The 23627-nt window shown below is 38.8% G+C and carries 20 protein-coding genes and 1 other annotated feature; of the genes, 4 read left to right on the forward strand and 16 right to left on the reverse strand.

Features of this window, described 5'->3' with window-relative positions:
- Positions 1-54: 54 nt before the first annotated feature.
- The 7 genes from GJU32_RS07555 to GJU32_RS07585 all read right to left on the reverse strand — a co-directional run bounded on the left by GJU32_RS07555 (position 55) and on the right by GJU32_RS07585 (position 9331).
- Entirely contained in the window at positions 55-1293 is a 1239-nt protein-coding gene (locus GJU32_RS07555; protein ID WP_155591314.1) for a substrate-binding domain-containing protein, read from the reverse strand.
- Positions 1294-1816: 523 nt separating this feature from the next.
- Positions 1817-2434: a DUF7010 family protein gene (locus GJU32_RS07560; RefSeq protein WP_155591315.1), complete on the reverse strand. Its 618-nt coding sequence runs from the start codon at positions 2432-2434 to the stop codon at positions 1817-1819.
- A 313-nt stretch (positions 2435-2747) separates the two neighbouring features.
- Positions 2748-3500, reverse strand: coding sequence for a WecB/TagA/CpsF family glycosyltransferase (locus GJU32_RS07565; RefSeq protein ID WP_155591316.1), 753 nt, complete (start codon positions 3498-3500; stop codon positions 2748-2750).
- 272 nt (positions 3501-3772) lie between these two features.
- On the reverse strand, positions 3773-4186 hold the full coding sequence (locus GJU32_RS07570; RefSeq protein ID WP_155591317.1) for a GNAT family N-acetyltransferase: 414 nt from the start codon (positions 4184-4186) through the stop codon (positions 3773-3775).
- A gap of 48 nt (positions 4187-4234) precedes the next feature.
- Positions 4235-4810, reverse strand: a complete 576-nt coding sequence (locus GJU32_RS07575; RefSeq protein WP_420798372.1) for a GNAT family N-acetyltransferase — start codon at positions 4808-4810, stop codon at positions 4235-4237.
- A gap of 190 nt (positions 4811-5000) precedes the next feature.
- Positions 5001-8186, reverse strand: a complete 3186-nt coding sequence (locus GJU32_RS07580) for a winged helix-turn-helix domain-containing protein (RefSeq protein WP_155591318.1) — start codon at positions 8184-8186, stop codon at positions 5001-5003.
- A gap of 164 nt (positions 8187-8350) precedes the next feature.
- Positions 8351-9331, reverse strand: coding sequence for a diaminopimelate dehydrogenase (locus GJU32_RS07585; RefSeq protein ID WP_155591319.1), 981 nt, complete (start codon positions 9329-9331; stop codon positions 8351-8353).
- A 283-nt stretch (positions 9332-9614) separates the two neighbouring features.
- On the opposite strand from GJU32_RS07585, the gene GJU32_RS07590 reads away from it, so the two are divergent.
- The gene (locus GJU32_RS07590; protein ID WP_155591320.1) at positions 9615-9926 is read left to right on the forward strand and encodes a hypothetical protein; all 312 of its coding nucleotides are present in this window, start codon (positions 9615-9617) and stop codon (positions 9924-9926) included.
- Between the two features lie 97 nt (positions 9927-10023).
- Here GJU32_RS07590 and yeiL read toward each other — a convergent pair whose 3' ends face one another.
- Complete coding sequence (yeiL, locus tag GJU32_RS07595; RefSeq protein ID WP_155591321.1) at positions 10024-10686, reverse strand: transcriptional regulator YeiL; 663 nt, start codon at positions 10684-10686, stop codon at positions 10024-10026.
- Positions 10687-10784: 98 nt separating this feature from the next.
- Between yeiL and GJU32_RS07600 the strand changes: the two genes are divergently transcribed.
- The gene (locus GJU32_RS07600; RefSeq protein WP_155591322.1) at positions 10785-11936 is read left to right on the forward strand and encodes an MFS transporter; all 1152 of its coding nucleotides are present in this window, start codon (positions 10785-10787) and stop codon (positions 11934-11936) included.
- A 35-nt stretch (positions 11937-11971) separates the two neighbouring features.
- Here the strand turns inward: GJU32_RS07600 and GJU32_RS07605 are convergent, their stop codons facing one another.
- A complete protein-coding gene (locus tag GJU32_RS07605; RefSeq protein ID WP_155591323.1) occupies positions 11972-13156 on the reverse strand; it encodes an oxalate decarboxylase family bicupin in 1185 nt (394 codons plus the stop codon).
- Positions 13157-13364: 208 nt separating this feature from the next.
- Complete coding sequence (locus GJU32_RS07610; RefSeq protein ID WP_155591324.1) at positions 13365-14810, reverse strand: aminotransferase-like domain-containing protein; 1446 nt, start codon at positions 14808-14810, stop codon at positions 13365-13367.
- 113 nt (positions 14811-14923) lie between these two features.
- Here GJU32_RS07610 and GJU32_RS07615 point away from each other — a divergent pair, with 113 nt between their 5' ends.
- Positions 14924-15526 (forward strand): LysE/ArgO family amino acid transporter, encoded by a 603-nt coding sequence (locus GJU32_RS07615; RefSeq protein WP_155591325.1) that lies wholly within the window; start codon positions 14924-14926, stop codon positions 15524-15526.
- A gap of 41 nt (positions 15527-15567) precedes the next feature.
- Here the strand turns inward: GJU32_RS07615 and ileS are convergent, their stop codons facing one another.
- The 3 genes from ileS to GJU32_RS07630 all read right to left on the reverse strand — a co-directional run bounded on the left by ileS (position 15568) and on the right by GJU32_RS07630 (position 20833).
- Complete coding sequence (gene ileS / locus GJU32_RS07620; protein WP_155591326.1) at positions 15568-18660, reverse strand: isoleucine--tRNA ligase; 3093 nt, start codon at positions 18658-18660, stop codon at positions 15568-15570.
- 60 nt (positions 18661-18720) lie between these two features.
- Positions 18721-18959, reverse strand: a binding site (T-box leader).
- Positions 18960-19018: 59 nt separating this feature from the next.
- Positions 19019-19888 (reverse strand): DUF2785 domain-containing protein, encoded by an 870-nt coding sequence (locus tag GJU32_RS07625; RefSeq protein WP_155591327.1) that lies wholly within the window; start codon positions 19886-19888, stop codon positions 19019-19021.
- Between the two features lie 501 nt (positions 19889-20389).
- Positions 20390-20833 carry an Lrp/AsnC family transcriptional regulator gene (locus tag GJU32_RS07630; RefSeq protein ID WP_155591328.1) on the reverse strand — a complete coding sequence of 148 codons (444 nt, stop codon included), beginning with the start codon at positions 20831-20833 and terminating at the stop codon, positions 20390-20392.
- 141 nt (positions 20834-20974) lie between these two features.
- On the opposite strand from GJU32_RS07630, the gene GJU32_RS07635 reads away from it, so the two are divergent.
- Positions 20975-21559, forward strand: a complete 585-nt coding sequence (locus GJU32_RS07635) for a DJ-1/PfpI family protein (protein ID WP_155591329.1) — start codon at positions 20975-20977, stop codon at positions 21557-21559.
- An 84-nt stretch (positions 21560-21643) separates the two neighbouring features.
- Here the strand turns inward: GJU32_RS07635 and GJU32_RS07640 are convergent, their stop codons facing one another.
- The 3 genes from GJU32_RS07640 to GJU32_RS07645 all read right to left on the reverse strand — a co-directional run bounded on the left by GJU32_RS07640 (position 21644) and on the right by GJU32_RS07645 (position 23566).
- Positions 21644-23137, reverse strand: a complete 1494-nt coding sequence (locus GJU32_RS07640; RefSeq protein ID WP_155591330.1) for an S-layer homology domain-containing protein — start codon at positions 23135-23137, stop codon at positions 21644-21646.
- 73 nt (positions 23138-23210) lie between these two features.
- Positions 23211-23339, reverse strand: a complete 129-nt coding sequence (locus tag GJU32_RS23565; RefSeq protein WP_274381808.1) for a hypothetical protein — start codon at positions 23337-23339, stop codon at positions 23211-23213.
- 86 nt (positions 23340-23425) lie between these two features.
- Positions 23426-23566 carry a hypothetical protein gene (locus GJU32_RS07645; RefSeq protein ID WP_196426627.1) on the reverse strand — a complete coding sequence of 47 codons (141 nt, stop codon included), beginning with the start codon at positions 23564-23566 and terminating at the stop codon, positions 23426-23428.
- Between the last annotated feature and the right edge of the window lie 61 nt (positions 23567-23627).

Consider the following 23627-nt stretch of genomic DNA (forward strand, 5'->3'; position numbering starts at 1 on the left):
TCCCTTCCCCTCTATTGATTATGTAGAGAGACAGAAAGACTGCCTCTCACTTGTCTAATTCATAACTGGAGGTGCTGTTTCCTCTGGGCTTAGCTCACGAATAAGTACAGGTACTGGATAATCCACCCCATCTTGTTTCTCTAAACGAATAGAATACATAGACTGAAGGGCCTGATGATCCTCTTCACGGAATGTCATTTTACCTTTTGGTGTCTCAAATGACATACCCTCCATTATGTCGATCAGCTTGTTAGCATCCGCATCCCCTTCGGATTTTTTCAATGCCTCTACAATCGCAATCGCCGATGACATACCACCAGGTGTAAATAAATCTGGTACTTCATTGAAGCGTTTTTGATGTTCCTCAACTAACCATTTATTCACATCATTTTGCGGTAACGTATGGTAATACACCGAGAAGCCTTCCATTCCAACTAATGGATTCATAAATTGAAGGGCAATGATATCAGGTGCACCTGTTGAAATTTTAATGCCCTTTTCTTGAATTTTAAGATCCGCGATTTGATTCCAAGGTGAATTTGTACCTGCCCATACAACAAATAAGTAATCCGGCTTAGCATCAATCACCTTTTGCAAATTCGATGTAAAGTCTGTTGCCGCTGGATCTGCATACTCCTCTAACACAATCTCAGCTCCTAATTTCTCCGCCGCTGTTTTAAAAGCATTCACACCATCCCAACCAAACGAATAATCGGGCGCGAAGGTAGCAATCTTTACACCTTTTCCAGCAATAGCTGCTGCCGCTGCATACGCATCCTGAGATGAGTTACGTCCTGTACGGAAAATGTACTCATTAAATTCTGAACCCGTAATACTATCAGCCACCGCAGGCTCCACCACCATAATTTTTTCATACTCCTCCGCAAGCGGTAGAACTGCAAGCGTATCACCAGAACTCGAAGAACCTACTAAAAAATCAACCTGGTCATCTTCTAAAAGCTTTGTAGCCTTCTGCACAGCTACCTCAGGCTTTGTCTCCGTATCCTCATAAACAATTTCTATTTTCTTACCATTGACCTCCATCGTACCGCCTGTTGCATACTCAATCCCTAAATCAAAGCCTCGCTGTGTTTGCTTCCCATAAGACTCAAGTGCACCTGTTAGAGAAGCAAGCACCCCAATCTTTATCGTGCCTCCTTCAGCCGTGACTGCTTTCGTCTCACCATCAGAATCGCCAGCATCCGTTGCACCATCCTTCTCGTCCTCCCCATTACATGCCACTAACAATACCGCTAGCAATAATAAAAGAAACCAATACAAATGCCTCTTCATCCCATATCCCCCTTTAAATTAAGCTCAATAGAAAGCGCTTTCGTTGCTTAGACAACACTATATAAAAGTCCAGTTACAAATTAGTTACAAAAAATAATCTGCCTATAGGCAGATTATTTTTCTGTCTCGAAAGTGTAGCGCAGCGCAACGACAGGGACAAATCGGTCTTGAATGATCTGCCCTATAGGCAGATTACTTTTCTGTCCCGAAAGTGCAGCGCAGCGCAACAACAGGGACAAATCGGTCTTGAATAATCTGCCCTATAGGCAGATTACTTTTCTGTCCCGAGGGAACTAAAAAACAATCCTCCTTCTAAACAAAGAAAAAGCTGAGTAATGACCATAATGTTGTTTAATTTTGAGGCTGAAAAATACATTACACCGTCCACATATGCGGACGGTGTAAAAATAAAGTCGTTTAATTTTTGGTACAATTGCTGAATAAGAAAGTACCTCTGCTTTTCATTTTATTGTATAATAAACATATTTTTTCAGTGAAAAGTTCAATCTCACTTTTTTGTTATTTATTTTTGGACGATACCTAGCAATCTTCTACCTATTAGCCATATTGCAAGACCAGTTCCCCACAAGATCAGGGCAGAGCCAAAGCCCACTACAGACATAAATGCATTGATCTGATGTTCCCCCAATGTGACTTTTGCAGGTACAAATAGCCATGTAAGAATTGCAAGTAAACAAAGAAGAGTGCCTGTAAAATAATAGAGTCTGACTTGAAAAAGAGGTGCCAATGGGAAAAAATGAACACCGACAATAAAAGCTATTACGACAGGGATCAGTTCAGGGTGACGAGTAGCGTTACTGACAGCAATCGTGATTGCTATAGCCAAACCCTCTGCCGCAAAAATAATGTTAAACCAAAACCTCGTACGCTTCCCATGCCTTAATGCTGTTTTTGAAACCTGATTCGTCAATTCTCTCGATGCGCGTATTAATGAAACACCGCCGATGAACAGCGCTATACCTATAGCAACTGCAGAAACTAACAACAATGGAACTCCCCAGCCTTGCAATCCCATAATTCCTGTATACGCCCACAGAGTACCAAAAAACGCCATAAAAAATACACCTGATGCCGTTCCGCGTACTGCAGCACCAGGAATAGTTCTAGGTGTTTGTGTCACAAATAAATACCTCCTTTCAACCTAAGTATGTGTTCATTACAACCGCATATCAGCCTATATCAGTATTAGGTTTAGTTCATTCGAGAAAAAATCCTCAATACCTTTTTATAATTATATTCAGGCAGGCAAATTGTTGAACTACTCTGCCCAGTTATCTCAATACACCTTATTCAACTAAATGGCCCTTTTCATGAAAAAAGACGCTTTCTTATTTCAGAAAAGCGCACGATTGTTGAAGATCAAATAGTGATTTCTTCCTTTTCCTTGTTAAAACTAAGCATCCTATAGTTGAACAACTAGCAGCCTTGTTTTTCTATCTATCCTTGAACAATACCTGCAATATAAATCTTGGTATTGCTATTTGTCTTAACCACCTTGATTTCTGGCCTTTAGCAACAGGTACAGTTATTAATCTATGAAACCATTCCATATTTAATTTCTTCCAAATTTCTGGTGTAACTTTTACTTTACCAGCTAGTACATCTAAACTACCTCCAACACCAAACACAACCTTTATTTTTAACAGCTCTTCTTTATACTTATAAATCCATTTGTCTGAATAAGGCGCACCCATAGCTACAATTAAAATATCTGGATTCGAAATCTTGATAGATTCAATAATTAAAGGTTCTTCTGCCTTTGTGAAAAATCCGTGATGTCTTCCTACTATTGAAACATTTGGATAAATTTTTTCAATTTGTTTAACAGCATCATTATTTGTTTGTTCATCTGTTCCCAAAAAGTAAAAACGCCAACCTTGTTGATTACCTTTTTGTAATAAACACTGTAGCAAATCAAACCCTGTTACTCTTTCAGGAATTGGGACTTTTTTAAGTTTAGATGCTAATACAATTCCTATGCCATCAGGTGTAATTAAGTCAGCTTCTTTGATGATTTTTCGAAATTCTCCATCAGACTGTGCAGTTATTGAGATTTCTGGATTTATCGTAATAAGATGTAAAAGTTTTGATTGTTCTTCTTCTAGATGTTTTTTTAAAAAGTCAGTTGTTTCATTTAATGTCATATTCGAAAACGGAATTCCTAATATTTCAACTGTTTTTTCCATAAAGTCACCTCAGTATATGCTTTCTATTGATGATTAACATTACTATAATTTTACAAATTTAGTGCATTTATTCTAATTACTCTTATATATTAACATAAATATCCATAAATTTATCACTGAGTGTTATTCCATAAAATGGACCATTTGTTAAATAGCGCAAACAAACTTTCAATTTTAAATGACTTGATTGTTTTTTAAACAACTTTATTATTATGAAACAAATTCAGGAATGTCGAGGACTCAACATTCCTGCCTTCTACAGGTCACACTTTTTATGCGTTTCTAATTCCAGACTGCATTGTGTAATTTCGAATGAGCATGCCATTAGATTGTATCATCCCAAATTTCTCATATAACGGAACTAAATCATCGTCACAGCATAAATCAATCATGTAAATATCATTCAGTTCAATCAACATTCTCTTTATTAATTCCTTGCCAATACCTTTATTTTTATAGGCAGGGAGCACTTCAAGAAATGGAATATACGCAGATAAAACCCCATCACTAATTGCAGTAATAAATCCAACTATTTGATTGGCATGTTCGTCCAGAGCAATGACGACTTTACTGCTATTTTCCATCATCTTCAAGTGTGTTAGTGGGCTTGGTGAATCAGGCCAATCTACAAAAAAGCCCTTCAACATATCAGATGAAATTTCTTCAATATTGTTTTTATAAATCAACAAATAACAACTCCTAAATTTATTTCTCAGCACTATTGACGATCAATGCTATAATGGCTTATTAGCAGCACCCTCTTTTGCCCATTCCTGTTTCAATACACTATACAATAATGAATCTCGCCAAACGCCATCTTTCATTAGCATATTTTCTCGTAGTAAACCCTCTCTTGTCATGCCTACTTTATCCAATACTTTGGATGATCCAACGTTTCTAGGGTCACATGTTGCATAAATACGATGAAGCTTCAATGATTCAAACCCAAATGTGAGCACTAACTGAGCACTCTCCGTTGCTACTCCTTTTCCCCAATAATCAGGGTTGACGATATAGCCAATTTCTCCAACTTTATTCGTAAAATCCGTAATCACAATCTCTACTGCACCTATTAAAGTGTCTTGATAGATAATGGCAAAAGCATATCTTTCCCTTGGCGTTTGTGTAGCTTGTTCCAGAACATCACGAATAAATTGTTTAGAATCCTCTTCTGTATTCGGTCCCCATACTTGATATTGGCATACAATTTCTTGTGAGGCATATTTATGAACATCAACCCAGTCCTGGTCAGTAAATTCTCGTAAAGATATTGTTTCTTGCGCTAGTATTATTTCATTATTTTTAGTCACTTCCTATGCATCCTCCCTTTATCTTCATCAACACGACCCAATCATTCAACAATTAGTCGCTATAGGGAACTTGTCTAGATCGGAAAAGCATCCTTATAGCCAACAATAGAGTCTTGTTTTCCATACAAAAAGACTAGGTTTATCAAAGGACTGTTCATTATAACTACTCCATTTAAACTGCTGCCATTGGCTACCCCATAATCAAATCATAAACAGCCATGGTCGATTCCATTGGAGTTGTATTTAATTCCTGCTGTAATTGCTGGACACATTTTTCGTACCATTTGAATGCTAGAGAGCGGTTTTGTAGTTGGTAGTGGCTGTACATGAGTAGGCGGTAGCCCTCCTCCCATAGTGCGTCCTCTCCAATTATTTTTTCTGCATAGTGAATGGCTTTTTTAAACTGCTGTTGCCTTGTTGCATTTTGTGCAAGACGTTCAAGGACTTCAATATATAAAAATTGTAGTTTGTCACGATCCTGGGTAAGCCAGTCGACTTGCTTCTTTTCTGCGTATAAGGCATCCGTATAACTCGTTTCAGCTAATAGAAGCCATTCGTTGGACAACTGCGGATCAAATTCCTCCATTCCTAACTGGTAATAATAGTGAAAGCGTTCCACATCAATTTGGAGAAAAGAGATATGCTGTAACTGATACATATTATTTTTTCGCTGAATGAAAAAACTATCTTGCCTTGCATGCCGTTGTGGTTCTAACACTTTTAATAATGTATTTAAGACCACTTTAAAGTCGCGATCTAATGACTCTACACTGCGTTCTGGCCATAATGCCTGGGCAATTTCTTCCTTTGGTATAAAACGGTTGCGATGACAATATAAATACACGAATAATTCCTTCGATTTTTCACGTTGCCATTCTTTATCTTCAAGCTTTCGTTCCGCTCGAATTAAACTGACACTTCCAAAAAAATTGATTTGTATTTCATCATGCGGATAACTGATACTGTCCTCCACTTGAAAATAGTTTCGTAATGCAAGGATGGCTGCATGTTCCACGCCGCATGTTTGACTAAATTGCAATAGCTCATAAAAAATCATTCGATTGCTTGGACCAAGGATCATTTTCCTTTGTAAAAAATAGTCATAGCCATTTGCCATACATAATTGCGCAAACTGTTGAAAATATGCATGAAATTGGTCTCTATTATTTTCTTGAAAGGCGATAACAGCTTGATAGAATAAAACATGCATCAAGCCATTGTGATCTCCGCATTCCTGAAATAGTTGCTGTGCTTTCTTTACTAATTGCTTTGCTCGCCCTGTTTCTTGCTGAGAAAGAATGATTTTTACTTCCGCTAAGAGAATGAGGCCCGTCATCCAAGCATCTTGGACTTGCTCTGTTTCCCGTAAACCAAGTGCCAAGTATTTTTTAGCCGCTACCATATCTCCTAAATAATGTTTAGCAATTGCTAGCCCCATATAAGGCTCAGCCTTAACCCGAGAAATATTAATCGTATTCATTAAAGTTAACGCTTTTTCATAAGCTTGACATGCCCCTTGATAGTCTGGGTAATCCATTAACAATAGTGCATGCGCTTTTCTGATATAACCAACCGCCTCGATAAAAATAGACTTCTCTCTTAACCCCCTCTGTATCCCATGTTGGGCTGCATACCAAGCTTCCTTTCCTTGTCCTAACAGTGCATAAACAAAAGCTGCTAGTAGTTCACTTTCACGGTGGGTTGCTACAAGCTGAGGTGGCATTTCAAGGCGCTGTGCTAATAATTCCTTCGCCTCTCGTAATTGCCCCGTCCGTAGCAAAACCCGGACATCAACATTCGCTCGTTGCATGACATCCTCTGGCAATGCCACTTCCTCAATAAATAACTGTGCACCCTTGGCCTTCCCTAAGTTCACTAAGTTTTCAGCGTATTGCCGTTGAAGTTCTACTAATTCCTCTTTTAGTAAGGGTGTATGCTTGGCAAGCTCTAATGCTTTTTTTAAATAGGGCTCTGCTAATGCAGGTTGTATGGTGTCTAAGTAAATATGTGCTAACCCTGCATGGGACTTTGTCGTAAAAAGGTGATCCCGCTGTTGTTGTGCCAGCGTTACACACTTGTCATAGGATTGTTTCGCTTTTTCATAATAAGCGCGGTAGCGATGACACTCCCCCTCAAAATAATATAATCTATAAAATTTATCTTTTTCTTGTACAGTAAATCGATTGATTTTTTCCAACAACCATTCAAATTGTCCAGCACGTACTAAAGGCTCTGCATGACGCTGTAACAGTTCCCCACAAAAATCATGGTCATTCGTTTTGAAGGCATGATACAGTACAGCTTGAATATTAGGATGTTCCACATAATACAATGCTGCTTTTTTATGTAGGTCCGTATAGTGACCTGCATGTTGTCGCCATTTCATTTCTAAAAATCGACTGAATAATGCATGGAAGCGGTATAAACCGTCTGTTGTTACTGGTTGAATAAATAAATGGCGCTGTGTTAAAGCATTCAAAATTTGTGCAATCTCTATGCCATAGAAATCTTCCAATAGCTCTACTGAAAATGTAGGGAAAATCGCTAATTTCAAGATGGTCTCTTGCTCTGTCGTAGTCATCCTACTGTAAACTTCTTCTGACAAATACGTGAAAAGATCATTTGTGGAAATCGTTAGCCAATGATCTAAAGAAGCATGATGCCATTGCTCTGCTAATAAAGAAATACTGATAGCCCAGCCTTCCGTAATCTCCAGTACCATTGCCATCTCAACATCGGATAAATGCACATCCACATATTCTTCAAAAAAGACAGCAATTTCCTCCGTTGAAAATGCCAGCTCGTCCTCTTTCATGACTAACCATTTCTTTTGCAACTTTAATTTCCTCATAATATCCCAATTAGGTAATGTTCTAGATGCCATAATAAAATGAATCGCTGGTGGAGCAAATTCAATAACTTTCTCCATAAAATAATTGATTGGAAAAACATGATCCACTAAATGAAAGTCATCAATGACAATTAGAAGTGGTTCCTCTATGCTACATAGACAATTAACAAAAAGCTTATACCAGCGATTCAGCTCCTCCATTTTAGGAAAGCGTGACAATTGATTCCACTCATCGAATGTAAGGCCAAAATTTGGCACAACTCGCTGTATACTAAAAAAAAGATGTTTTAAAAAGGGTAATAGATTATCATCTTCATCGGAGATACTATACCAAGAAAATTTATTCACTTCGTTCGAGAGAAATTGTGTAAGGATGGTCGTTTTACCATACCCTGCACCACTATGAAGAAATGTACAAGTATGGTGATGGCTCTTCTTTAATGTCCTCATGAGCGCTGCTCTATTAATACAATGAGTGGATGGACTTGGTGCCATACATTTTGATTGAATAATAATATCTGTCATGTTTACGATAACCTCCAAATTTGTGTAAGGTTACATTAGCTCCATTTTTTCACAAAAATTCAGATTATTAAATTATTGACAGTTTACCATATTTTATCGAATGAATGGCTTAAAATAAAAAAACCGATCATCAAATGAATGATAATCGGGTGAATTTTCTATGATTATAGTAATTCTTTACGTAATTCAGCAGCTGATTTTGGTGAAAGCAGACTGAATGGAATATCAAATACTGTTTTCGCTCCTTTATCACCAGCTTGACTTAGACGATGTGCAGCACGTGCATAAGCCACTAATACACTAGATGTGAAGTTTGGATTACTTTCAAGTTTTAATGAGAATTCGAGAATTTGTTTATCGTTTGCCCCACTGTCACCACTGCGAATGACAAAACCACCATGTGGCATACCTGTATGGTTTGCTTTAAATTCATCTTCAGAAATGAAGTTAACTGTTGTGTTATATTCATCGAAATAGTTAGGCATTGTGACAATTTCTTGTTCCACTTTTGTTGCATCTGCGCCTTCTTCTAACACAACCCAACATTCACGTGCATGTTTTTCACGCGTTGTTAGTTCAGGGTTTTCTCCGTTACGAACACGCTCTACAGCTTCTTTAATTGGTAATGTGTATTGAACCGCATTTTTAACACCTTCGATACGACGAACTGCATCTGAGTGACCTTGACTCAGGCCGTCTCCCCAGAATGTATATGTTGTACCAACTGGTAAAACTGATTCCCCTAAAATACGATTTAATGAGAATAAACCTGGATCCCAACCAACTGAGATAACAGATACTTTACCAGATTTTTGTGCTGCTGCGTCTACAGCATCGAAAAATTCAGGAATTTTCGCGTGTGTATCGAAGCTATCAATTGTATTGAACCATTGCGCAAAGTGTGGACCTTGTTCTGGTAAATCTGTTGCAGAGCCACCACATAAAATCATGACATCAATGTCGTTTTGGAATTTTTCAGCGTCATCTACTAAATATACGCTCGCTTTGCTTGCTACGTTTACTGTTGAAGGATCACGACGTGTGAATACCGCTACTAATTCCATATCCGGATTTTGTGAAATGGCATACTCCACACCACGTCCTAAATTTCCATATCCTACAATACCTACTCGAATTGCACTCATTAAAATTCCTCCTAACGATTTCGTGACTTTGTGATAACATTCACGTTAAATCTAATTACAATAATACTTTGTGTTAGAAAAATTCACAATAGTTTGAGTATGAGTTTTTTTAAAAGAATTTATATCAGTTTTCTATGATTTTCATCCAACAACGGTATGAATACGGTTACAAATTACTAAATATTCCATGAACCTTAAAGTTATTGTAAAAGCCTTGTAAATGACGGCTATTTTCCCAATGAGTCTTGTACAATAAATGTAACGACAAAAGGGGGCATGTTGAATGAAAAGTACTGGTTACTCAGCAAGCACAACATTGGCAAAAGGAGAACTACTTGCATTCCATATGACACAAAATTCTGAGGAAAAGAACAGTGAAGCTATGCAAACTGTAAGTAAACATGAAAGATTTGTACCCAACAAACATCAATGTATAGGCGTTTTACCTTTTGACGTTATGGAAGACACACAAGCTAATTCCATCCAAAAAACCACAGTTAGTGAGGTTGACTTTTACCATAGTGGCAAGGAAGTCGCTCGCTGGCTAATTAAAAAAAGTGAATACAACAAAACTAGCCCAGACTTCTTTCAATGAAGTCTGAAATAAATTGAGTTAATTAGTTTAACCCCGTTATGTTCGATCACTTTGACCATATTTTAGAACCCATTTCCTATTGTGAAATTTACTCCCCTCACTGAATCTCCTGCGCCAATTGTGAAAGACGCTTTTCATCAAGTATATGATAGCCTGTCTTGCGCTTTTCGAGTATCCTCTCCTCACAAAATTGTGCCAGCACATATAATAGATGGCGATAGGAAACCCCTAAATATTCACAGATTTCCGTATGCTTTTCCTTATAGACACCTTGATCGGCAGATAATTGAATAAAAGCAGCTAAGCGATTTTCAAAAGGATAGGCTTGATTTTGAGTATATTTAGACGTCATGTTCGTGGCTTTTTCTCCTAAAAACACACAAAGTCTACGTAAAAACAAGGCATCTGCAAGTAACTTTTCCTTACATGACTGCGTAATTGAGTAACAAATTGTCTTGGTTACTGTTTGAATCCCCTTTGTATACCTTGCCTCGTTTAGTAATTCAATTTCCCCCATAAAGCGAGAAGCCTCTAAGTATTCAATAAGTGAAACCTTGCCATTTTTATGTGTCATATAGAGCTTCGCCTTTCCTTCAATCATGTAATACAATGTGTCTGGAAAGGAGCCTTCCTGAAAAATCCATTCACCTTTCTCAAATTGGCAGACTTCAAGATATGGATTAATATCAAAAGAGAAAAAATCATCTATAGGATACTTTTCCAGATAATAGGTACGATCTTCCGCTGTTAGAATATGCATTTTTTTACTCTCTCCTATAAAAAATATGAGATATCTCACATTATTGTAGCGATGAACGTGCTATTATTCAACATAGTTAATGGAGGTACGGTAATTATATGAACAATCAACGATGGCTTTCTCAAAATTTCTTTACTTTTTTCATTACTTGGGGCATTTTCTTACCCTATTGGACAGGATGGCTCGTGGATGCAAAACATCTGACAGTATCACAGGCAAGTGTCGTGATGGGCTGTGGATTATTAGCACGGGCCACATCCAATCTTTTCTTCTTCCCAACACTTGCAAAATACGTACACAATAAACAACTTATTACGATTCTAGCAGTAGGTTCCATACTGACGGCATTACTCTATATCCCAAGTACAGGCTTTATAGCACTATTAATCGTGACCATTTTATTTAGCGTTTTTTATCCAGCATTGTTACCTGCTGTGGAAAGTAGTGCAGCAACGCTTGTCCAGCATGGTAATATTCATTATGGTAAAAGCCGCTCCTATGGTTCCTTTGGCTTTGTCATCGCCGTATTAATTATTAGTATGCTCACAGGCGTTTTTGGCAAAAACATCATCTTTTGGAGTATGATCATTGGGTTGATTGGCATGTTGCTTATGCAACAATTAGCAACACCAAAGGAATTACTCATTGTGCCGACAAAGGAGCAACGAGCAAAATCATTGTCGATGAAAACATTATGGACTATCAAAGGTTTCCCGATTGTGTTATTCATCGTTATTTTATTGCAGGGTGCTCATGCCTCCTATTATAGCTATGGTTATATTTATTTAGAAGATTTACAGGTTGACCCATTCTATATGGGTATGATTATTAATATTGCTGTAATTTGTGAAATCTTATACTTTATGAAGGCTGATACGTTCTTGACGAAATGGCGCTCATCTTCTTTATTACTCTTAGCAGCAAGTGGTTCTTCCCTGCGCTGGATACTAATTTTCATGTTCCCAAATGTCTGGGTATTTATTGCATCACAAACCTTGCATGCCTTATCCTTTGCCCTAGCACATTTTGCTTTTATTCGCTACTTAGCAAAAACGCTACCAAAGGAACAAATTCCAAATGCACAAGGCCTATACTCTGCATTAGCCATGGGCTTAAGTACAGCAATTCTTACTTTTTTAGGTGGCTATTTATACGAAATATCTCCAGGTCTATCCTTTGCAGCTATGCTAATTTGTACAGTGCCATCCATCGTTATTTTGCTTATGACACGCAAGAAGTATCAATATTGATGAAAAGCAGGTGAGAATTTCTTCACCTGCTTTGTTTATTTTGGATAATAGGAAAAACCAGGATATTTCACCACGGGCCATTTTTCCTTTCTGAGGGCATGTAGCAACTCAGGGCCCACCTGCAAATTACTTTGCACCAATTCAGTTGGCGTAAGGGCCATCCACTGATTTAATGACACATCCTGGAAACGGTCACTTTTAAACATTTCTAGAAACCATAATGGCTCCGTGCCAGTATTTTGAATATAATGACCTGTAGCAAACGGCACATACCCAACATCACCTGCACGGTAATCGAATGTTCGAGCTGTGCCATTACCTGTGAATACCGTCATACGCCCTTTTCCTTGTAGATAATACTGCCATTCATCATTATTAGGATGCCAATGCAATTCACGCATTTCACCAGGCTCAATTTCAACAAGTGCAGCTGCAATATTTTTAGAAATAGGAAAATTGGTTGAATCAACAATGCGCACACTTCCCCCTGGCGTTTTCAGTGGTGGCTGAGCTAACAAGCGATGTTTAAAGGATTGCGGAACCTTGCCATATGGAGATTGCACTTTTTGCGTATCAACAGGTCCCGGAACCTTATCCTGATAAATATACACCTGTTCGTTCGGAATGTGATCGAACGCACTAATTGGAACACCAAAATTCGCTGATAATACATCTTTTGGGGTATGCGCAAACCAATCCGAAATCGAAAGTGTATTAAGATCTGAGAAATGTCCATCATCAAATACTAATAAAAATTCACAGCCATCTTCTAGCCCCTGAATAGAATGAGGGATGCCGGGTGGAAAATACCATAAATCACCTGGTCCCACATCAGCAATAAAGTTACAACCATTCTGATCGACTGCCGTAATACGAGCATGCCCAAGTAACATATAAGACCACTCCGCTTGTTGATGCCAATGCAGTTCACGTACGCCACCGGGTGTCAAACTCATATTAACACCCGCTAATGTCGTGGCAATCGGTAATTCACGAACAGTAATTTCCCGAGACCATCCTCCTTGATTCAAAGTCATATTTGTGTCTGAAAACGAAAATCGCAGGTTAGGGATTAAACCCGCATCGGTCGTTGGCGGTACCAGCATATCAGGATTTTCCAAATCCCTCATTATATCTCGTGGCCCCTTATCCACACCTCCAGCTCCATCACTTCGAATAGGCTGTGGTACCTGAAAGTAACCTGGCGGCAAATTCTCCAATCGTTCACCTCTTTATGTTAGGAATCTAAAAAAATGCATTGATTCTTCTAAAATGTATGGGTACACTGCTTGGATTATTCACTTTCTTTGCTATTGGAGGGTGGTGAATGAGCATGGGTTTCATTTTACACAGAGCCTTGATGGAGTGAACGAATTTTACTTATTGTGGAGCAGTTTTCTCAATGATGTGATCACATCCATAGCAAAATTACTCCTTATTCCGTCCTATCATGGTTTCAACCACACATTTATGCAAGATTTGTAAGCCTTCCAACAGTTCGTCATAGGATGCATAGGCATAGGATAAACGAATATGATGATGATCTTGTGGATCGTAAATATAGCCCGGATTGATTAATACTTGTTGCTGCAACAACTTCATAAAAAAGTCTTTGTCTACAAGAGGCTCACGAAACTTGAGCCAAATATAAAAGCCTCCCTTTGGTTTGTTCCAGTTAGCCAACGTCTTAAATTTTTCCTGTAAAATCCGTTCAGTAAAATCGGCTCGTTCCTGTAATCGTTGACGCAAACCTATGAGATGGTTTTCATATTTTCCTGATTGCAGCCAGTTCAGTACAATTTCTTGTGAAATAGCACTTGAGCCATAGTCTGTTTGCATTTTAATATCTGCTAATCGTTCAATTACGGTTGTTGGACCGATGAGCCAGCCAATGCGTAGCCCTGGACTTAACGTTTTGGAGACACTCCCAATGTATAGAACTTGTCCGCTACTATCCATTGCTTTAATGGGAGGTGATGCTTCTTCAAAAAGCAATTCATGATAGACATCATCCTCTATAATTGGAATTCGTGATGCTTGACAGGCTTCATATAGCTGCTTTTTTTCCTGTAATGCCCATACATCGCCTGTTGGATTTTGTAATGTTGGAATAGCATAAAACACAGCTTGTTTTTTCCTTTTTCTTTGAGCTAATGTTTGTGTAAGCTGTTCGTTACGTTGAATTCCTATCATTCGCATGCCGACCGACTGAAAAGGATGAACAGAGTTTAAATAGGAGGTTGGTTCTTGGAATACGATGGACCCCTGTTCTAATAAACCAACGGCAATCAGCTGCAAGGCCTGAAGCGCACCCGATACAATACAGACATGTTGGGGCTGAGCATCAATGCCTCTTTTTTGAACATAGTGACAGATAGCTGCACGAAGTCGATCATTGCCCTGTGGCGAAGAGTAGCTTAATGTTTTTGGCTGAAAAGATAGTTCCCTAAGTGAAGCTTCAATTTCCTCTATGGGCAACAGGCTTGGAGCAAGCTCTCCTGTTCCTAAACGAATCACATCATCACGCTGCTCGTATTCATTAATTAATTGAATCGTATGGTAATTTGGTTTATAGATACTTGTTTCAATATAGGTTTGCCAGTTTGGCTGTGTTTGTTGAATTAATGCATGCCAGGAATTGTGGGTGACGTATACACCAGAGCCTACCTTTGCTTCAAGGATGCCCATTGCTTTTAATTCCTCTAAAGCCTGTTGAACCGTGCTGCGATTCACATCAAACTGCATGGCCAACTGTCTTTGAGTCGGCAGTTTGGTTCCCGCTGCCCAATCTCCTCGTTCCACTTGTGCTGTTACCCACTGAACTATTTGTTGCTGCAATGGCATGTTACTTTGTCTATTTGGCTGCCAGCTCATGATTTTTTCACCTTCTTTTCTCAAAAAAATTGGGTGGATAAAAAACCATCCAATTGGTCGTTTCCATATAGTTATACCATAGCTAAAATGAGTAGTGAAAGGAGGGGTTTTCATTGGAAGCATTTCTTCATGGCATCATTTTAGCATTTGGACTCATTTTGCCATTAGGCGTACAAAATGTTTTTGTTTTTTCGCAAGGCGCTACACAACCCAATCTACTACGCGCCCTGCCAGCGAGTGTAACAGCTGCCATCTGTGATACCATACTGATTTTACTTGCAGTATTCGGTCTATCATTAATTGTCTTACAATTTGAGTGGTTACGAATCACTTTAATGACTGTTGGGATCCTATTTTTACTTTATATGGGCTATGCCATTTGGCGTTCGAAGCCAGCAACCGCACATAATAGCGATGCTCTGCCAATAAAAAAACAAATTCTCTTTGCACTCTCTGTGTCTCTTCTAAATCCACATGCCATTTTGGACACAATTGGCGTCATTGGAACGAGTGCATTAAAATATAGTGGCACAGAGCAAATGATCTTCACTATAGCCTGTGTCATCATTTCTTGGCTGTGGTTTTTTGGACTAACTATTACAGGAGCCTCCTTCAAAAAACTCGATAGTTCTGGAAAATTGATGACAATATTTACTAAATGCTCTGCCATATTTATTTGGGCGACAGCATGCTACCTTGTAAGCGGGTTCCTGTAGCATACATAGAAAACGCTCAGGATTCCTCCTGAGCATTTCTGTTATAGAGAGACGAAAACAGTAAGCTTTTCATTAAACAATTCTGTTTCAATCGATTTCTCTTCATGCCATTCTTCGCTATAATGAAGAGCCTTTACTAATACATTGGCTTGTAATAAAGCTTCGTGCCGCTGGATGATGGAAAGTACCTCCATACTACCACTAAAGGCAATCGATACATATTGCTCTACAGGTAGCTGCCACTTTTTCCGTGCATCTTGAATTGTGCGAATTAATTCTCGCATTTGCCCCTCTTGTAGCAAACTCTCTGTTAGTTGAACGTTCATCAATACACGGCATGTGTTATCCTCCGCTAAAATATACTGATCCTTCACGAATGATTCAGCTACCACATGCTCTGTTAATAATGTTAGTTGTTGCCCTTCAATCTTAAAATCAACTGCTCCGTTTTGCTGTAGCTTCTGTTTTTCTTCATTCGTTAACGTCATAACATATTCTTTTACTTGGTTAACCTTTGAACCATATGCAGCTCCAGCTGTTTTAAAGTTAAGCTTATAATGGACGCTTTCATAGGCTGAAAAATCATGAGTCCACCTACAGGCTTTTATGTTTAGTTCATCCTGAATGAGCTCACTATAAGCTTGATAATCCGCCAGTTCACCTTCTACCGCTACAATGAGTTCACTTAAAGGTTGCTTAACCTTCATTCCCTGGCTATTACGGATACCGCGACCTAGTTCCACAACCGTTAAAATGGCTGCCATTTCATGTTCAAGTTTAACATCCACAAGTTTTTCATTAAAATTCGGGTAGTTTTCTAAATGAACACTTTTGCCAGTTAATTGGCGATAAATATCCTCTGCAATAAACGGCGTAAATGGTGCTACTAATTGGCAAATAGCTGTCAGAACTTCATAAAGTGTACTAAATGCACCTTTTTTGTCTGCTGTCAGCCCATTTGCCCAAAATCGAGTACGCGAACGTCGAATATACCAATTGCTTAACTCTTCCACCAATTCAGCAATTTCTCGTGTAGCCTGCGTAAATTGATAGTCATCCATGGACGTTGTTACAATCTGAATCGTGTGATGTAAGCGAGATACTATCCAATGATCTAAATGTGACCGTGTACCTGTATGCTCAGCATCATACGTAAATCCATCGATGTTGGCATACATTTGATAAAACTTAAATGTATTGTCAAGTGTATCCACTAGCTTTGATTTCGCATCCATCACGATTTTTTTAGAAAAACGCTTCGGATTCCACGGTGAGCTGTCTATTAAAAATGCCCAACGTAAAGCATCTGCTCCATACTGCTCAATCAACTCAACAGGTTCTAAGGCATTGCCTTTACTTTTAGACATCTTCTGCCCATACTCATCTAGCACATGCCCTAATGATAGTACATTTTTATAAGGTGGCTTCCCTGTAAATAGCGTGGAAACCGCTAATAAACTATAGAAAAAACCTCGCGTTTGATCGATCCCTTCAATGACGACATCTGCTGGATACTGATGTTGAAAAGTCGTGATATCTTTAAAAGGGTAATGTTGCTGTGCAAATGGCATCGAACCGCTATCAAACCAGACATCGATGACTTCTGGTGTACGCTTCATCTCTCCCTGGCAGTTCGGACACGTACAGACAATGTCATCAATAAATGGTTTATGAAGCTCTAATTGCTCATCGACAGCATCTTTTGCTAATTTTCTTAATGCTGTGATACTGTTTGGAGCCTCCTCCTGTCCGCAATCCTGACAAATCCATACATTCAGCGGTGTCCCCCAATAACGGTTACGACTAATATTCCAGTCCACTACATTTTCTAGGAAGTTGCCAAATCGACCATCCTTGATATGAGCCGGATACCATGTCACTTGTTGATTATTTTGTAAAAGCTGCTCTTTTAAAGCAGACATCTTGATAAACCAGCTATCTGTTGCATAGTACAGCAATGGTGAATCACAGCGCCAGCAATGTGGATAGCTATGCTCATATTTTTCTTTCGCAAATAAAAGCTCTTTTGTCGCAAGCATTTTAATGATATCGACATCACAATCTTTCACAAATCGTCCTATAAGCTCAGGCACCGCTTCTGTATAACATCCTTTCAGGTCCACTACATTGACAAATGACAAACCATGTTGCTGAACCGTTTTATAATCGTCCTCCCCATAAGCTGGCGCAATATGCACGATCCCTGTGCCACTATGCTCTGTCACATAATCAGCCATTACCACAACATGCCCCTTATCAACCGTTACATAAGAAAATGGTGGTTGATAGGAAACACCAGCAAATTCCTTCCCATCATGCTCACTTAATACTTCCACTGGCTCTAAAAAAACCTTCGATACCAGTGATTTAGCGAGGATATATACTTTATTTGCATGTTTGACACGTACATATTTAAGGGAAGGATTCATGGATAATGCCACATTGGCTGGTAATGTCCATGGCGTCGTTGTCCAGCCTAAGAAATATTCATCTTGATCCTTAAGCTTAAACATCGCTGTAACAGATAAATCTTTGACATCTTTATAGCCCTGCGCCACTTCGTGAGAGCTTAAAGATGTTTGACAGCTAGGGCAATAAGGTGAAACCCGGTGCCCTTTATATAAAAGCTTTTCCTTGTGAACATGGCTTAAAATATGCCATACAGATTCGATGTAATCATTACTTAACGTTAGATAAGGATCATCCATATCAAGCCAGTAACCAAGCTGCTCTGTGAAAGTTTTCCATTTCTGTTCATAGGTAAAAACGCTATTTTTACACGCTTGAATAAAACGCTCTACCCCATAATTCTCAATCTCCTGCTTCCCAGAGATGCCTAATGTTTTTTCTACCCCTAATTCCACGGGTAACCCATGTGTATCCCAACCTGCTTTTCGTTCAACAAAAAAGCCCTGCATTGTCTTATAACGCGCCACCACATCCTTAATTGTTCTGCCGAATGCATGGCCGACATGTGGTAAACCATTTGCTGTTGGTGGTCCCTCGTAAAATACAAAGGGCTGCTGTCCAGCGCGATTTGTTACAGATTTTGCAAAAGTCCCTTCTTGCTCCCACAATGTTCGAATCCTAGTTTCTCGTTCAACCGTTGTTTCCTTCTTTTGTTCTACTTGCATATTAGTTCCTCCTATACAATTATTTTTGTATAAAAGGCATACAAAAAACCCCGTCCCAAGGAAAGGGACGGGGTTAACCGCGAATACCACCCTAATTCTATTGACACCTTAGTCAATAGCACTCAGCAACGTACTATCATACGTGTTCTTTTTAACGGTAGACACCCGGGTTAGCTTACTATTTTCGGCTAACCTTCTCAGAGAGGATTTTCATGTAACAATTGCACACCGACTTCCACCAAATGTCGGCTCTCTGTAGAACAAAATGAAACACTACTCTTTCTCATCAACGAAGTTGTATGCTTTTATTGCTACTCATCTTACCAAATTACCAATTGGCTGTCAATAATGGACTACCTTAAAATAGTTCGTTGAGGCAAGTAGCGATGCTTTGATGAAGAGTCACATATTGTGGTTGATTATTTGTTTGAATAAAGAAGCTCTTTAGCAATGTTTTGCAATTGAACAAAACGTTTCTATACTGTTCTTCAACCAGCTGATCCTTTAGTGTAGATAAAGTGGAAGGAACTTGCTGCAATAATTGAATAACCTCATTTTGCTCTAAGCCATGCTCTAACATCGCGAAAATCGGCACTAACAGTCTTTCATCCTCATCATGGATAAACACATAATGAGGTTGTAAATAGATGGACCAAAGTGCATGTAGCATATCGACATAAGCTGTTCCAGTCATTTTAGGATTTTTCACCAGTTCATCGATAGCATCCGATGCATGTGCCACACTATGCGCCCATCCCTTGCCAGGCACATAGCCTCTTACATCCTTTTCAGCTACCACATAAGCCATTAACTTAGTTTGACAGTGTTCTATATTATCCTGAGATAAAAAATTATCTTGTAGATCTCGGGCTAGTAGAAGAGCAAGCAATAAAGTTGTAAAGGAGCGGGTAAAGACCCAATCAGATTCCTCTTCATCGATGCCTTTCAACAGTAAATGGTTCAAGCTGTAATCCCAAAGCTCCATTAAGCGGCGATGATTCAGTAGATTTTTTTCTAGAATCCACTCATAAAAGCTACCATAAATGCATGCATCCCTTAGCTCACTATCAGTAGAGCCGATATGTGCCAACATGGACTGCAAAAGCTGCTCTTGATTCACTTGTTCCCAGGTTGTTTGACCCTTTTTCAATGCGCTTAGTTTATCCTTTAAATCTTCTTCCTTCAATACATCACGTAATAGCAATTGTATGTCTCCCCTTTGCCTCATTGATTGTTGTACGCACCGCTACTTTCTCGGTACAGTCCATCTAGTTTCCATCCCTCATTAAAACGGACATATGTAAATTCCTTTTGCCCATTATCCATGTGAACAATAGCCTTGCTGGGCCAAGGAAAGGTTGTAGCGTATACCTGACATTACGCACTTCAGTTATGCCTTCAGCAACATCAAGAAGTGTAGAAGGCTGTAGCATTCTACAGTAGCGTAAATATCAACACAACATCCCTTTAACATTTAGAAAAATATTACAACTATTGTAACTGAAACCAACGCTTAATAAAAGACTAGATACTCTAATTCATAGTAGATGTGGGCTTTAGTCTTTACTCTGGATTTTCCTCTACTATTTTTATCCCTACTATATCTATAAATGGTTTTGACTCATCGTTTCCCAACATCTTGCTATATAGTACATCCACTAGAGGAAACCGCGTTCCATCTCTCTCCTATAAATGGTGCTAGCCGTTTCCAGGTTTGCCTTTTTGTCATTTATTCAAAATCATTGTTAGCAAACGGGACAACGACCTTTTTTTCCGCTGAAGATAACACGATGTTGGTAGAAGGTGTACCATAGGGCATAGCTGCATCAATAAACTGCTCTAATGTTTCTACTGAATAAGTTGCTAGCTTGACAATATAGCTAATTTCTCCCGCCACTCGATAGCACGCCATTACATCAGGATGGGCATTACAAAATGCTGAGAGGCTTTTACAATCAATGGATTTAAATAAAATAATGGCTTCAATAGTGCGCTCCATCTTTTTCAAATTCACCCTTGCATGATACCCTTCAATCACACCTTGTTCCTCCAACTTTTTGACACGTTCAATAACAGCGGGAGAAGATAAATGAACGATTGTAGCTAATTCTTTCATCGAGATTTTTGCATTATGCTGTAACTGTTGTAAAATTTGTGTATCAATTTGATCCATGGCCCTTCACCTTTCATAATCAACTATTTTTCCTATAATACCTTTTCAAATAAAGTTTTTTATCTAAAATACATTATACAACTTCTGTTAACATTCAGCTCTATTGATTACAATTAAAGCAATAAAGGAGGCAGAGTCAACATGAAAAAAATATTGTTACTTTTAGCAAATGGCTTTGAGGCAGTGGAGGCAAGTGTCTTTACCGATGTACTTGGCTGGAATAAATGGGAGGGCGATGGAACAACAGAAGTTGTTACAGTGGGATTACATAAACAATTGCAATGTACATGGAATTTTAACGTCACTCCAGAAAAATTGCTGCATGAAATTGATTTAGAGGATTTTGATGCTTTAGCTATCCCTGGTGGCTTTGAGGAAGCGGGATTTTATGAAGATGCCTTTAGCGAGGAATTCCAAACCGTTGTGCGTCATTTTGATGAACAGAAGAAGCCCATTGCAACGATCTGTGTAGCCTCCCTTATTTTAGGGCATAGCGGTATTCTACAACATCGTCAAGCAACAACCTACAATCACCCTACAAGTAAACGAATAGCGCAGCTTGAAGCTTATGGTGCGCATATTGTGAAGGAAAGAATTGTTCAAACGGATCATATCATTACTTCGTCGAATCCAGGCACAGCCTTTGATGTGGCCTTTCGCCTACTCGAAATGCTGACGTCTTCCACAAATACGATGAAAGTGAAGGATTTAATGGGCTTTAGCTAAAACCGAAGAGTTCTTATCTATTTAACATAAAAAGTAGGCTTACACCAAGATATTTGGCGTAAACCTACTTTTTATTTTTTTCTATTATTTTTTGGCTGGTACTGTTTCTGATGTGTTAAAATCCATTTCCTTAGCATTTTCAAGCACATCTTTTGGAATCGTAATCGTTGTCACAGCATTGAAATCATGATATTTGATTGTTGTTTGCTGTTTTGTTTTGATTGAATTGCCTTCTACTTGCATCTTTAATGTCATATCCATAGCCATTTCTTCTACATCAAATGTTTTTTTATTTATCAGTAATTTGTATGTGAGACTATCAAAAGAAATATTGCCCAATTGCGCCTCCAGATTAGCGTCCATACCTAAATCCATTACACCAAGCTGCTGCTTCATTAGCTCTGTGAATTTATCACCAGCGCCCTTTAGAGATAATTCATATCGGCTAGCTGTTTCAGTTATTGTGAAGTCTTCAGCAAATGCTTGTAGCATCTCTAATTGCTCCGCTGCATCTGGCTGCATCCCTGTTTGACTAAGTACATCCTCAAATAATTGTTTCGGGAACTTTATCCAAGCCTTTTGCTCTGCCTCATACATATACATACCATCTTTAGCTGTCATATACATTTTAATCGGCAAATTCATCGCTTCACCATTAGTTGAATCTGTTATAGACATTGTGCCATCCGCAAAGAATTGCATAGGCTCTGTAACAATTTCCATGGACATCTTGCCTTTAGAATCCATTGTCATGGTTTCCTGACCATCGTTTACCTCGACTGACTGAGTCATCGTCATCGTAGCCTTCATGCTTTTTAGCTCTTTCTGCTTGGCTAATGTTTTGGCAAATACTTCCTCTAAAAATGCACTATCTTTTGTTGTCGCAGGTTTTTCTTCAGTTACCTGCTCCTCTTTTGGTTGTTCCTCTTTTTCTTCTGTTGTAGGCTGAGCTTCCTCAGCTAAGTCTAATGCGTTCACAATAAATGTTGCTAACTGACCACGTGTAACATTTTTCTCCACACCAAATTCTGTTGCAGAAACACCTTTTGCAATACCTGCCTCATACAATGCCGTCACAGCATCTGCAAATGGACTATTTTGTGGTACATCTGTAAATGGACTTTTTCCATCTGCTGTTAAGCCCGTTGCCTGTGCCACCATAACTGCCATTTGACCACGTGTAATAGACTCATTTGGACGGAAAGTATCATCCTCATATCCTTGCACAACGTCAAGATTAACCAATGTAATAATCGCCTTATAGTATGGACTAGAAGAGTCTACATCCTTGAAATTCGGATTTTCTACAGTCGCCGTATCTGTTGTTGTTAGATGGAAAGCATCTGCAATCATCTTCACTGCTTGTCCACGTGTTACGTCCTGTGATGGCTTAAATGTACCATCTGGAAAACCATTAATAATATCTGCTGCATGTAATATTGAAATACTGTTAAAATGTGCATAATCTTCGCTTACATCCGAAAATGGACTAGCAGCTGAAACAGGTACAACTGCTAAAGCTGTTATTGCCACTGCTGTTGTTGCCGCCGTGTAAAGCTTATGTTTTTTCTTTGTCATAATTGATCGTCCCCCATTTATATATATATTAAAAGGCTTACATTTCAATTTTATATAAACATTTGGGAAAATGCTACGTATTTGGAAATAATCTTGCCTTGTATGCTAAGAATACTTTTGTTTTTAGCCAATCAATCCGCCATTGGTTCTCTCTATCGGCCACTTCTAGCGCTTTATCCTTCACTTTTTGAGTTCTATCCATCACTTTATGGTCTATCCATCACTTCTGCCATTCTATCCACCACTTTATAAGTTCTATCCATCACTTCTCCCATTCTATCCACCACTTTATGGTCTATCCATCACCTCTGCCGCTTTATCCTTCACTTTATGCGTTCTATCCATCACTTCTGCCATTCTATCCATCACTTCTGCCATTCTATCCACCACTTTATGCGTTCTATCCATCACTTCTGCCACTCTATCCACCACTTTATGGTCTATCCATCACTTCTGCCACCCTATCCACCACTTTATAAAGTTCACTATT

This window comes from Lysinibacillus cavernae (assembly GCF_009724685.1).
Taxonomy (GTDB): domain Bacteria; phylum Bacillota; class Bacilli; order Bacillales_A; family Planococcaceae; genus Lysinibacillus; species Lysinibacillus cavernae.